This window comes from Modestobacter caceresii, assembly GCF_000761485.1.
Classification (GTDB): domain Bacteria; phylum Actinomycetota; class Actinomycetes; order Mycobacteriales; family Geodermatophilaceae; genus Modestobacter; species Modestobacter caceresii.
The window spans coordinates 57,609-70,303 of the sequence record NZ_JPMX01000118.1; the positions used below are offsets into that span (position 1 = coordinate 57,609).

The 12,695-nt window shown below is 75.7% G+C and carries 9 protein-coding genes; 3 read left to right on the top strand and 6 right to left on the bottom strand.

Going from position 1 to position 12,695, the window contains the following annotated elements; genetic code table 11:
• Positions 1 to 219 precede the first annotated feature (219 nt).
• The 4 genes from IN07_RS20965 to IN07_RS20980 all read right to left on the bottom strand — a co-directional run bounded on the left by IN07_RS20965 (position 220) and on the right by IN07_RS20980 (position 8,445).
• A complete protein-coding gene (locus tag IN07_RS20965; RefSeq protein WP_156119319.1) occupies positions 220 to 2,982 on the bottom strand; it encodes a putative bifunctional diguanylate cyclase/phosphodiesterase in 2,763 nt (920 codons plus the stop codon).
• Entirely contained in the window at positions 2,979 to 5,618 is a 2,640-nt protein-coding gene (locus tag IN07_RS20970) for a putative bifunctional diguanylate cyclase/phosphodiesterase (protein WP_156119320.1), read from the bottom strand. The genes IN07_RS20965 and IN07_RS20970 overlap by 4 nt, the downstream gene beginning before the upstream one ends.
• An 87-nt stretch (positions 5,619 to 5,705) precedes the next feature.
• Positions 5,706 to 7,415, bottom strand: coding sequence for a dihydroxy-acid dehydratase (gene ilvD, locus IN07_RS20975; RefSeq protein WP_036340496.1), 1,710 nt, complete (start codon positions 7,413 to 7,415; stop codon positions 5,706 to 5,708).
• A 70-nt stretch (positions 7,416 to 7,485) separates the two neighbouring features.
• Positions 7,486 to 8,445 carry a bile acid:sodium symporter family protein gene (locus IN07_RS20980; RefSeq protein ID WP_231558508.1) on the bottom strand — a complete coding sequence of 320 codons (960 nt, stop codon included), beginning with the start codon at positions 8,443 to 8,445 and terminating at the stop codon, positions 7,486 to 7,488.
• A gap of 143 nt (positions 8,446 to 8,588) precedes the next feature.
• On the opposite strand from IN07_RS20980, the gene IN07_RS20985 reads away from it, so the two are divergent.
• Together IN07_RS20985 and IN07_RS20990 are read left to right on the top strand one after the other, a co-directional pair.
• The gene (locus IN07_RS20985; RefSeq protein ID WP_036340037.1) at positions 8,589 to 9,416 is read left to right on the top strand and encodes a helix-turn-helix transcriptional regulator; all 828 of its coding nucleotides are present in this window, start codon (positions 8,589 to 8,591) and stop codon (positions 9,414 to 9,416) included.
• A gap of 44 nt (positions 9,417 to 9,460) precedes the next feature.
• Positions 9,461 to 9,823 (top strand): PH domain-containing protein, encoded by a 363-nt coding sequence (locus IN07_RS20990; protein ID WP_081975597.1) that lies wholly within the window; start codon positions 9,461 to 9,463, stop codon positions 9,821 to 9,823.
• 127 nt (positions 9,824 to 9,950) lie between these two features.
• Here the strand turns inward: IN07_RS20990 and IN07_RS20995 are convergent, their stop codons facing one another.
• Positions 9,951 to 10,916 (bottom strand): 2-hydroxyacid dehydrogenase, encoded by a 966-nt coding sequence (locus IN07_RS20995; RefSeq protein WP_197058587.1) that lies wholly within the window; start codon positions 10,914 to 10,916, stop codon positions 9,951 to 9,953.
• Positions 10,917 to 10,981: 65 nt separating this feature from the next.
• Between IN07_RS20995 and IN07_RS21000 the strand changes: the two genes are divergently transcribed.
• Complete coding sequence (locus tag IN07_RS21000) at positions 10,982 to 12,130, top strand: PQQ-dependent sugar dehydrogenase (protein WP_052091595.1); 1,149 nt, start codon at positions 10,982 to 10,984, stop codon at positions 12,128 to 12,130.
• A 16-nt stretch (positions 12,131 to 12,146) separates the two neighbouring features.
• Here the strand turns inward: IN07_RS21000 and IN07_RS21005 are convergent, their stop codons facing one another.
• Positions 12,147 to 12,689 (bottom strand): GNAT family N-acetyltransferase, encoded by a 543-nt coding sequence (locus IN07_RS21005; RefSeq protein ID WP_052091596.1) that lies wholly within the window; start codon positions 12,687 to 12,689, stop codon positions 12,147 to 12,149.
• Positions 12,690 to 12,695 lie beyond the last annotated feature (6 nt).

Below are 12,695 nucleotides of genomic sequence, written 5' to 3' on the forward strand. Positions count from 1 at the left end.
TGCTGCGGCGGACGCCTGTCGGTGGGCGGAGGGGCCGGCGAGGCGGTGCCCGGCCAACAAAAAACCCCTCGTGCCGCTGGCACGGAGGGGTGGCGCGTCGGTCGGGAGGGACCGGCGCGCTAGTGGATCGCTACGAGCAGACGAGTGCGTGGCACGAGGACACTGTGCGCCCCGCACCACGACCCCGTCAACCGCGTCGTCCCACAGGATGGGAACAGGTCAGGCGGTTCCTGAGACGGTGACCGCCGCCTGCCCGGCCACGACGTCGAGCGACCGCGGATCGAACGCGTCGATGACGGCCGGCAGCTCCGCGGGGGCGGTCGGGCGGCCCAGCAGGAAGCCCTGCAGGTAGCGGCAGCCGAGGTCGCGCAGCGCCGCCAGCTGCTCGGGGGTCTCCACGCCCTCGGCGACGACGTCGATGGACAGCCGCTGCCCGAGCTCGATGACGCTGTGCACGAGCGCGGCGCTGCGTGCGTCCTCGGCGATGCCGGCGAGGAACTCCCGGTCCATCTTGAGCACGTCGACCGGCAGCCGGGCCAGGTAGGCGAAGGTCGAGTACCCCCGCCCGAAGTCGTCGAGGGAGATGACGCACCCCATGTCGTGCAGCGTCTGCAGGTCGCCGTCGGCCCGGTCCGGCTGGCCGATGAACAGCGACTCGGTCACCTCCAGCATGAGCCGCTGCGGCGGCAGCCCGGCCCGCGCCAGGGCGGCGGCGACGTCGGGCACCAGGCTGCCCGACTGGAGGTGCCGCACGCTGATGTTCACCCCCAGTCGCAGGTCGCGGCCCGCGCGGACCAGGCCGGCCAGCTTGGCGGTCGCCTGGTCCAGCACCCACCGCTGCAGCGGCACGATCAGCCCGTCGTCCTCGGCCAGCGGCACGAACTCCTCCGGCGACACCTCACCGAGCGCCGGGTGGTCCCAGCGGACCAGCGCCTCGACGCCCAGCACCCGGCGCTCCGCGACGCCGACGACCGGCTGGTAGACCAGCCGGAGCTGCCCCCGGGACAGCGCGTCGGGCAGGTCGCGGGCCAGCCTGGTGCGCCGGACGGTGGCGCTGTCGGCGGTCTCGCCGTGCCGGCGTACCCGCCCCTTGCCGGCGGCCTTGGCCGCGCGCAGGGCCAGGTCCGCGTGGCGGATGGTCGCCGGCACCTCGTCGGCCGGGGCCAGCTCGGTGACCCCGATGCTGCAGGAGACGTCGAAGACCAGGTCCGGGTCCGCGCCCGGGGTGGGCACCGAGCGGTGGACGCCGGCCAGCTCGGCGATGATCCGCTCCCCCAGCGCCGTCGCCTCGTCCAGGTCGGCCCGCACGACGACGGCGAACTCGTCACCGCCGAGCCGGCCGACCAGGTCCCGGTCCCGGACCGAGGCGCGCAGCCGGTCGGCGACCTCGGTCAGCAGCAGGTCACCGGCCTCGTGCCCGGCGATGTCGTTGACCGCCTTGAAGCCGTCGAGGTCCAGCAGCAGCAGGCACGAGGCCTCCCCCTCCGCGGCCCGGCTGCGGGCGCCGGCCAGCGCGGCCATCAGCCGGGCCCGGTTGGGCAGCCCGGTGAGGTAGTCGGTGTAGGCCATCCGCTCCAGCTCGAGCTCGCTGTGCCGGCGCTCGTCGACGTTCCGCAGGTACACCACCAGGCCGCTGCCCAGCTCGGGGGCGGTGGCGTCGGGGCGCTGCAGGTCACCGGAGGCGAGCACCCGCACCGTCTCGTAGGACCGCCAGCTCCCGTCCTTGCCGCGCAGCCGGAGGACCCGCCCACGGCCCTGCCCCGGGTCGGCGCCCGTGGTCAGCACCGCCGCCAGCTCCGCCCGGTCCTCGCCGTGCACGAACTCGACCAGCTGCCGGCCCTCGAGGTCGCGCGCCGACCAGCCGTGCGGGTGCTGGCCGGCGGTGGAGTCCCAGGTGATCCGACCGCGGTGGTCCAGGACGATGGTGACGTCGGCGGCGCTGTGCACCAGCGTCCGGAAGTAGGCCTCGGTGCGCAGCACCTGCCTGGTCAGCCGGGCGCCGTCCGCCGCCCACACCAGGGTGCGGGCGAAGGTGAGCAGCAGCAGCACGGCCGCGGCCCCCGCCTCGACCGGCAGGATCGACCTCCCGCCGATCCGGCCGACCAGCAGCACGAGCACCACGCCGAAGGCGGCGCAGTAGCTGACCACCACGCCCAGCAGGGGCACCTCGGGGGGCTCGTCCGGGTCGGTGGACCGTCCCGGGTCGGCGGCGATGGCGAGGGTGCCGAAGCCCAGCATGGCCAGCCAGGCCGTGCCGCTGACCACGTCGGCGACGATGGAGGGGCGGACCACGGCGATGGCCCCGCTGACGGTCACCACGGCCACCGAGGCGAAGCAGGCCACCAGCCATCCGGCAGCGGCCCGCCGGGCCTGCCCCACCCCCGCGAAGGTGACCAGCCCGACGGTGCACAGCACCACCCCGGCGGCGGGGTAGCCGCGTGCCATGAGGTCGTCGACGGAGTCGGCCGTCCGGTTCAGCGCAGCACCGATCACCATCTCGGCCAACGCGGACAGCGCGACCAGGGCGACGGCGGCGTCCAGCGCCACCCGGGCACCGATCCCGGTGGTGGCCGACCGGATCAGCCGGGCGCAGCCCAGCAGCGCGAACGGGACCGCGGCCACCAGCGGGACGTCCTGCGGCCCGGCGGTCACCGCGTTGACCCCGACCCCGCGCACGGCGGCGATCGCCTCGCCCAGCGTCAGCAGACCGGCGAGGACGGCGAACGCCCGCCAGGGCGCCGCGGACTCCCGGTCCAGCCGCATCGCGTGCCGCACCACGAGCACCCCGATGGCCAGCGACGCCGCGCTGAGCACCGCCGGTGCCGTGTGCGCCGCGGCCGCGGGCCAGGCCGTCTCCACGAGGGCGAGGCCGACGGCGACCGCGCCGAGCAGGGACAGCACCGCCGCCCGGGGCCAGCGCGCCACCGCGGGCACGAGGGGCAGCGCCGGCACGCCGGCCGACGACGCGCGCAGCGCGGTCACGAGGCGCCGACCCGACCGGTCAGCCCGGGCCACAGCCGTCCGGTGTCGGACTCCAGCAGCTGCACCAGTCCGGCCAGCCCGACCGGGCGGGAGAGCAGGAAGCCCTGGGCGTACCCGCACCCGAGGGAGTGCAGGACCGTCAACTGGCTGGTGGTCTCCACGCCCTCGGCCACGACGTCGATGCCCAGGGTCGCGGCCAGCGCGACCACGGCCTGACAGACCGCCCGGCTGTAGGGGTCCCGGTCCACCCGGGACAGCAGGCTCCGGTCCAGCTTGATGATGTCGACCTGCAGCCGGCCGAGCGCGGGCAGCGAGGAGCGTCCGCTGCCGAAGTCGGCCAGGGCCAGGCGCACGCCCATCAGCCGCAACGCCGCCACGTCGTCGGCGAGGGCATCGACCTCGAGGATCGACTCGGCGATCTCCAGCACCAGTCTCTCCGGCGGCAGGCCGCTGTCCCGCAGGGCGGCCGTCACGTCACCGACCAGCGTCCCGGCCGCGAGGTGGGCGGCCGAGACGTCGACCGCCAGCTTCAGCTCACCACGGTCCCGGGGCAGTGTCAGCGCAGCGGCGGTCGCCTCCTGCAGCACCCACCGCTGCAGGTCCACCGCCAGCCCGGCCCGCTCGGCGACCGGCAGGAACTCCTCCGGCGGCACCTCCCCGTGCAGCGGGTGCTGCCAGCGCAGCAGCGCCTCGACCCCGGTGACCCGCTGGTCGTCCAGGGCGACGATCGGCTGCCAGACCAGCGCGAGCTCGCCGCGCTCCCGGGCACCGACCAGGTCCTCGCGCAACTGCTCCCGACGGTCGCGGGCCGCGGCCAGCTCCGCGCGGTACCGGCGCACCGAGCCGCTGCCGGCCGACCGGGCGTCCACGACGGCGAGCTCGGCCCGGTCGACCGCCTGCTCCTCGGTCAGCCCGGGCTCCAGCGACACCAGCCCGACCGCACCGGACAGGTCAACGATCCCGGCGTCGGTCACGATCGGCGCCTCGATCGCCGCCAGGCACCGGGCGGCGAGCCGGTCGTGCTCGTCCCCGGTCCCGTGCGCCAGCACGCTGAACAGCTCGGTGCCGATCCGGGCCACCTGGTCCTCGCCGCGCACGGTCGCGCGCAGCCGGCGGGCGACCTCGGCCAGCGTCGTCTCGACGACCTCGCTGCCGGCGTTCTCGAGGGCCTCGCGCAGGCCGTGCAGCTCGACCAGCAGCAGCGCTGCGTCGGTCGGCGCGTCGTCCGCACCGGCCAGCAGCCCGGCCAGGGCGAGCCGTTGGGCCGCCCGGTTCGGCAGCCCGGTCAGCGGGTCGACGAAGGCCAGCGAGCGCAGCTCGTGCTCCCGGTCGAGCCGGGCGGTGACGTCGCGGCAGTGCAGCACGAGCGCGGCGACGTCGGCGTCCCCACGCAGGTCGCTGACCCCGGCCTCGAAGACCCGCCAGACGCCGGTGCGGTCGGCCAGCCGGAAGCAGCGCAGCCCGCTGACGTCCCCGTCCGAGCCCTCGCCGGTGAGCCATGCGGTCACCTCGGCGGCGTCCTCCGGGTGCACGGCGTGCGGCAGCAGCCGGCCACGCAGGCCCGGCCCGTCGGCCGGCTCCACGGCGGGAGCCGCCCAGCCGATCCGCAGGTCGCCGTCGAGGATGAGCACCGCGTCGCTGCTGGAGCGGACCAGCGAGCGGAAGTAGGCCTCGCTCCGGCGCAGCCGCGCGGCGACCCGGTGCTCGACCCGGGCGGCGGTGGCGCGGTGGACCGCGGTCAGGGACAGACAGCCCAGCAGGGCGATCGTGGCGGCCGGGGAGGGATCGGCACCCAGCAGCGGCGCACCGAGGTAGGCGACCCCGGCGGCCACGGTCACCAGGTGCGGGAGCAGCTGGCCGACCACGTTGAGCCGGGAACTGGCCCGGGTCGGCGGCGCCTCGGCGTGGGCGCCCGGATCGCGCACCGCCGCCAGGCAGACCAACAGCAGGGCGACGAGCTCACCGGCGGGTGCGGCGCCGTCCAGGGCGGAGAGGTGCAGCTCCTCGCCGGCGATCGCCAGGCCGTGCGTGGTCGCCCAGGTCGCTGCGGCGAGCAGCAGCAGGGCGCCGGCGCACCGCCGCGGCCCGGGGGACGCCGCGATCAGCAGGAGGACGGCGGACAGCACCGAGGCGGTCACCAGGCAGGCGACCTCCAGGACGATGCGGTCCGCGCCCTCCAGGGGCTGGGTCCGCATCGCCGGTCCGACCACCAGCACCTGGGCCAGCACGAGGGAGGCGCAGAAGAACAGCGCGGTCTCGGTGGCCAGCCGGGCACCGCCACGGCGCAGCCTGCCCGGGGACAGCAGGGTGAGGACGGCGACCAGCGCGAGCAGCGCCGCCGGCAGCTGGACCAGCTGCCCGGTGGCGTCGAAGACGCCCTCCGGCGGAGGGTCGAGCAGCAGCCCGGCGAACAGGCTGGTGCCCAGCCCGAGGAGCACGGCGAGGGAGAGCAGCCGCCAGCCGCGCGGGCCGCCGGAGAGCCGGCCGCCGGCGCGCCACAGCAGCCCGGCGGTGACCAGCGCGGCGGTGCACAGCAGCAGGTCGGCGGCCAGCGGGGCGGCACCGCCCGCGGCCCCGGTGAGCACCGGGACGGCGACCAGCCACCCAGGTGCCCGCAACCGACGCGTCCGCTCCACCCCAGGACTGTCGGTGCAGGAGCGCGCCGGCAACAGCGTGAGCGGCCCGGCCTCACCCCATCGGGCGGGGCCGGACCGGTGCGGGCGTCAGCCGCAGACGGCGCCCTGGGCCGCCGAGCCGACCAGCTTGGCGTACTTGGCGAGCACGCCACGGGTGTAGCGCGGGGCCGGCGGCGCCCAGCCCTCCCGGCGGCGGGCCAGCTCCTCGTCGTCGACCAGGAGCTCCAGCGTGCGGGCGGCGAGGTCGAGCCGGATCGTGTCGCCGTCGCGGACGAAGGCGATCGGGCCGCCGTCGACGGCCTCGGGCGCGATGTGGCCGACGCACAGGCCGGTGGTGCCGCCGGAGAACCGGCCGTCGGTGAGCAGCAGCACGTCCTTGCCCAGCCCGGCGCCCTTGATCGCGCCGGTGACGGCGAGCATCTCGCGCATGCCGGGGCCGCCGCGCGGGCCCTCGTAGCGGATCACCACGACGTCGTCCTTCTTGAGCGTGCCCTCGGTGACGGCGTCCATCGCACCCTGCTCGCCGTCGAAGACCCGGGCGGTGCCCTCGAAGACGTCGGCGTCGAAGCCGGCCGACTTCACCACCGCGCCCTCCGGCGCGAGCGAGCCGCGCAGGATCGTCAGGCCGCCGGTCTTGTGGATCGGGTCGTTCATCGCGTGCACGATCGTGCCGTCGAGGTCCGGCGGGCTGATCTCGGCGAGGTTCTCGGCCATCGTCTTCCCGGTGACGGTGAGCACGTCGCCGTGCAGCAGGCCGGCGTCCAGGAGTGCGCGCAGCACGACCGGCACACCGCCGACGCGGTCGACGTCGGTCATCACGAACCGGCCGAACGGCTTCACGTCGGCCAGGTGCGGGGTGCGGTCACCGATCCGGTTGAAGTCGTCGAGGGTGAGGTCGACGTCGGCCTCGTGGGCGATCGCCATCAGGTGCAGGACGGCGTTGGTCGAGCCGCCCAGCGCCATGACGACGGTGATCGCGTTCTCGAACGCCTCCTTGGTCATGATCTGCCGCGCGGTGATGCCCTTGCGGAGCAGCTCGACGACGGCCTCGCCGGAGGCGATCGCGATGGCGTCCCGGCGGGCGTCCGGCGCCGGCGGCGCGGCGCTGCCGGGCAGGGCCATGCCCAGCGCCTCGGACACGCTGGCCATCGTGTTGGCGGTGTACATGCCACCGCAGGAGCCCATCCCGGGGCAGGCGGCCTTCTCGATGGCGGTCAGCTCGTCGCGGGTGATCTTCCCGGCGGCGCAGGCGCCGACGCCCTCGAAGACGTCGATCAGGGTGAGGTCCTTGTCGCCGAGCTTCCCCGGCAGGGTGGAGCCGGAGTAGACGAACACGCTGGCCAGGTCGAGGCGGGCGGCGGCCATCAGCATGCCGGGCAGCGACTTGTCGCAGCCGGCCAGCAGCACCGAACCGTCCAGCCGCTCGGCGAACATGACCGTCTCGACCGAGTCGGCGATGACCTCGCGGGAGACCAGCGAGGCGCGCATCCCCTCGTGGCCCATGGAGATGCCGTCGGAGACCGAGATGGTGCCGAACTCCAGCGGGTAGCCGCCGGCGGCGAACACGCCCTCCTTGGCCCGCTTGGCCAGCCGGTCCAGCGACAGGTTGCACGGGGTGATCTCGTTCCAGGACGAGGCGACGCCGATCTGCGGCTTGGCGAAGTCGTCGTCGCCCATGCCCACTGCCCGGAGCATGGCCCGGGCCGGGGCCTTGGCGTCCCCGTCGGTGACCTCGCGGCTGCGGGGCTTGATGTCGGCGGTGGCGGGGCTGGTGGGGCGGTCCTCGACGGTCGTCACGACCGGCGATGGTAGGCCGGTCGCGGCCGGTGCACCGGTCGGCTGGGTGGTCGTCATGGCGTGCTCCTGATCAGGGACGGGGGCCGGGGGAACCGGCCGGGGAGGTGGGCTCGGACTCCGCTGCGGCGCTCCGGCGCGCCCAGTGGCCGGCCAGCAGCGAGCCCGAGACGTTGTGCCAGACCGAGAAGAGCGCCGCCGGCAGCGCGGCTGCGGCGGAGAAGTGCGCCGTGGCCAGTGCGGCGGCGAGGCCGGAGTTCTGCATGCCGACCTCGATGCTGACCGCCCGCCGGCCCTGCTCGTCGAAGCCGCACACGCGGGCCACCGCGTAGCCCAGGCCCAGGCCCAGCAGGTTGTGCGCGATGACCGCCACGACCACGAGCAGCCCCACCGACAGCAGGGTGTCCGCGCTCGCCGCGACGACGATCGCCACCACCACGGCGATCCCGGCCACCGAGACCAGCGGGAGGAGGTCCAGCAGCCGCTCGATCAGCCGCGGGACGAGCCGGCGCAGCAGCAGGCCGAGCAGGACGGGGACCAGGACGATCTGCACGATCGAGGTGAACAGCCCGGCGCCGTCGACCGGGAGGTACTGGCCGGCCAGCCACAGCACCAGCAGCGGGGTGAGCAGCGGCGCCAGCAGGGTGGAGACCGACGTCATCGCCACCGACAGCGCGGTGTCCCCGCGGGCCAGGTAGACGATCACGTTCGACGCGGTGCCGCCCGGGGCGGAGCCGACCAGCACCATCCCGGCCGACAGCGCCGGGGAGAGGTCGAGCGCCTCGGCGATCCCGAACGCCAGCCCGGGCATGACGACGAACTGGGTGGCCACCCCGGCCAGCAGCGCCCAGGGGCGGCGCGCCACGACCGCGAAGTCGACCGGCCGCAGGGTCATGCCCATCCCGAGCATGATCACCGCGAGCAGCCACGGGACCGCCGCCGTCCCCCCGGCGAACGCCCCGGGGACCGCCAGCGCCAGCGCGCCCGCCAGCACGACGATGACGGCGAACCAGCGCCCGACGAACGAGCTCACGGCCCTGACCTGGTGCACCCCTGACTCCTCTCGCGCGCAGCACTGCGGCCGGCCAAGCGTGCGGGCCGGTGCACGAGGGCACAAGGAGACCCTTGATGCTGGTACTGGCACCACCACCCGACGTCGTACCCAGAAGGTTCCGCGTGACCGGTTCCCCACGCACCGAGCTGGCGGCCTTCCTGCGCTCCCGGCGTCGGCAGGTGGAGCCCGCCTCCGTGGGGCTGCCCGGGCACGGCGCCCGGCGCGCACCCGGGCTGCGTCGGGAGGAGGTCGCGCTGCTGTCCGGCGTCAGCCACACCTGGTACACGTGGCTGGAGCAGGGCCGGGACATCTCGCCGTCCCGGCAGGTGGTGGACGCCGTCGCCCGCACGCTGCAGCTCTCGCCGGCCGAGCACGAGTACGTGCTGCGGCTCACCGGGCACGCCGCGACCGCCCCGGCCGAGCCCGGTCCGGCGGAGCTGCCGGCACACGCCGTGCGGCTGCTGGACGCCCTGGGCCCCTCCCCCGCCTTCGTCCTCACCCACAGCTGGTCGATCCTCGGCTGGAACACCGCCTACGAGCGGCTCTACCCCGGGGTGGCCACGGCGCCGGAGGGCGAGCGGAACCTGCTGTGGGTGGTGTTCACCGACCCCGCCGTGCGCAGCCTGCTCGGCGACTGGGCCACCGACAGCCGGCGCTTCCTCACCCAGTTCCGGGCCGAGGTCGGCCGTCGGGTGCACGACCCGGCCGTCGTCGACCTGGTCACCCGGCTGCAGGGGGCCAGCGAGCACTTCCGGGCCGGCTGGGCCAGCCACGACGTCGACTCGTTCAGCTCCAGCGAGCGCCGCTTCGAGCACCCCCGGGTGGGCAGCCTGCTGCTGGAGCACCACCAGCTCACCCTGGCCGACTCCCCCGACCTGCACCTGGTCGTCTACACGGCCGCCGCGGGCACCGACAGCGCCGCCCGGCTGGCCCGGCTGAGCAGCGACTGACCGACCCCCACCGGCCACCCCGCCGGATCTGGGACCATCGGGGTGTGGCTGTCGCTCGCATGCGGATGAGCCGGATCGCGCTCGTCCCCGTCCTCTTCCTGACGATCTGCGTGCTCCCGGTGACCGTCGGCTCGCCCTGGGCGTGGCTGCTGATGGCGGTGCCGCTGGCGCTGGCCGCCTGGGTGTTCCGGGTCGGCGTCGACCTCGGGGACGACGGGGTCACCGTGCGGTCGCTGGTCGCCCGCCGCACGATCGCCTGGCCCGACGTGGCCGGCATCCGGGTCGGTGAGCGCGCCGACCTGTGGCTGGTCACGACCGCCGGCACCCAGCTGCAGCTGCCGGTGCTGCGCGCCCGTGACCTGCCCCGCCTCGCCGCCCTCTCCGGCGGCCGCATCCCCGCCCCCTGACCCGCACGGCCCCGGGTCATCGGCCCGGACCCCCGGTCAGCTCGTCGGTTCCCCGGACCTCCCCGGGGGTGGCGTGGCCGGGCACCCCTCCCCCTCGGCGCACCCCGGAGCGCCACGTCGCCCCCGCTCAGTAGTCGGTGACCACGTTGGCCAGGGGCTCCCCGGCCAGCACCCGGGCCAGCTGGTCGGTGACGGCTGCGGTGGCGCGGTCGTTGGTGGCGGGCACCGCGCCGGCCACGTGCGGGGTGAGCAGCAGGTTCGGCGCGGACCACAGCGGGTGCCCGGCGGGCAGCGGCTCCGGGTCGGTCACGTCCAGGGCGGCGCGCAGCCGGCCCGAGGTCAGCTCGGCCAGCAGGGCGTCGGTGTCCACGACCACGCCGCGGGCGGCGTTGACCAGCAGGGCGTCGTCCTTCATCGCGGCCAGGAAGGCGGCGTCGACGAGGCCGATGGTCTGCGGGGTCACCGGCACGATGAGCACCACGACGTCGGCCTCGGGCAGCAGCTGCGGCAGCTCGTCGATGCTCCGCACCCCGTCCCGGGCGGTGCGGGCGACGTACGTGATGTCGACGTCGAAGCCGGCCATCATCCGGCCGATCGTGCGGCCGATGTCGCCGGCGCCCACCATCAGCACCCTGGCGCCGATCAGGGAGTGCTCGGTGCGGAAGTCCCAGCGACCGGCGTCCTGCTCGCGGGTGAAGTGCGGGATGCCCCGCTGCGCGGCCAGCGTGGCGGCGACCGCCCACTCCGCGGTCGAGGGGGTGTGCGCGCCGCGGGCGTTGCACAGGGTGACCCGCTCGGGGAGCCGGCCGACGAACTTCTCCGCCCCCGCGCTCATCAGCTGGACCAGCCGCAGCTGCGGCAGCGCGTCCAGCACCTCGGCGGCGATCTCGCCGCCGCCGCGCGGCACCAGCACCTGGGCCTGCGCCGCCTCCCCGGTGGGCGGCCCCTCGTCGGGGAACCGGTGGGCGCGGACGCGGGGCGAGAGGGCCTCGACCGCCTCGGCGAGGGCCCGGGAGGGGACGAGCACGTGCAGCGTCTCCTCCGGGCCCAGGGGCAGCGTGGTGGCGGTGTCGGGACCGGTGACGTCGGGCACGGGTCCCGACCCTAGGCGGGCCCGCTCGGCGCAGCGCGCCGGGCAACCGCCGTACTGTTGCCGAGGTGGGACGGCGGACGACGGCACCCGGTGCCCGGCGGCTGACGGCACTGCTCCTGGGCGGGCTGCTGCTGGCCGGTTGCGGCGGCGGCTACGAGCCGGCCGGCCCCTTCCGCGACGTGCCGCAGGGGCAGCCCCCGCAGGTCGCACCGCCGCAGGAGAGCAGCCCGATCCCGGCGCCCGGCCGGCCGTCCACCCCGGGCGCCGAGGACGCGCAGGCCGGTGACCCGAACGTGGTCGCCACCGACCTCGTCGTGCCCACCGGCCTGGCGCTGCTGCCGGACGGGACGGCGGTGGTCGGTGAGCGGGACACCGGGCGGCTGCTGCAGGTCTTCCCCGACCGCGCCCAGCCCCGAGAGCTGATGACCGTGCCGAGCGTCGACACCGGCGGGGACGGCGGGCTGCTCGGGCTGGCCCTCTCGCCCACGTTCGCCGAGGACGGGCTGCTCTACGCCTACGTCTCCACCGCGACCGACAACCGGGTGGTGCGCTTCCCGATCGGCGGCACCCCCAACCCGGTGCTGACCGGCATCCCCCGCGGCGAGGTGCATAACGGCGGCGGTCTGCTGTTCGGGCCGGACGGCGTGCTCTACGTGGGCACCGGCGACGTCGGGGACCCTGCGCTGGCGGCCGACCCGGCGTCGCTGGCCGGGAAGGTGCTGGCCGTCGACGTCTTCGGTCAGCCGGTCGGCGCCGACCCGGTCCTGACCCGCGGGCACCGGGACGTCACCGCGCTCTGCCAGGGCGGCGACCAGCTCTACGGGACCGACGACGCGCTGCAGGGGACCGACGAGTTCAACGCACTCGTCGCCGGCGGCGACTACGGGCCCGGCGGCGTCGCACCGGTGCTCGAGGTGCCCGGGGAGGAGGGCGGGCTGGGCGGCTGCGCGGTCACCGGCCCCTACGTCTTCCTCGGGGCGCTCGACGGGAAGCAGGTGCACGTCGTCGAGCTCGACGGGGCACGGGTCCCGGTCGAGGAGCCGACGGCGTTCCTGGACGAGGACTACGGCCGGCTGCGCTCGGTGGCCCTGGACGCCGAGGGCGCGCTGTGGATCACCACCTCCAACCGCGACGGGGTGGGCACGCCGGCCGAGGACGACGACAAGGTGCTGCGGGTGCTCCCGCCGACCTCCTCGGCCGGCTCCCCGCTCTGAGGCCGGGCCGACCGGGCTACCGGGTGAAGCGGTGGACCACGTGGTCGGGTGGGTCGACCGGGTTGTCCGGCACCAGCTCACCGTCGGCGTACCAGTGCGCCCCGGCGCGGCGCAGCGCCCGCCAGGAGGCCTCGTTGCCCAGTGCCACCGGCACCAGGAGGTCGTGCGCCTCGGGGTGGTCGGCGAAGCCGCGGGCGACGGCGGCGGCGATCATCGCTGCGCCCAGCCCCCGGCCGCGGGCCCCCGGTTCGCCGACCAGGTAGTCGATGCTCAGTGCGCCCGCGGGCACCTCGCAGATCGCCGACAGCTCGGCGAGCGACTCCGGTTCGTCGGCGAAGGCGTAGACCTGCACCAGCCCGAACGGCTGCCCGTGGTGGACGCCGAGGTACACCGCCGTCCGGTCGGCGCCGTCGACGCTCGGCCCGTACTGCCGCTCGACCGCGGCGGGGCTCGGGTCGTCGTCCCACCACCGGGCGACCAGTGGCTCGGCCAGCCAGCGGCTGAGCAGCGGGAAGTCCGCCCGCCGCAGCGGGCGCAGCTCGACGGCGGGCAGCCCCACCGCCCC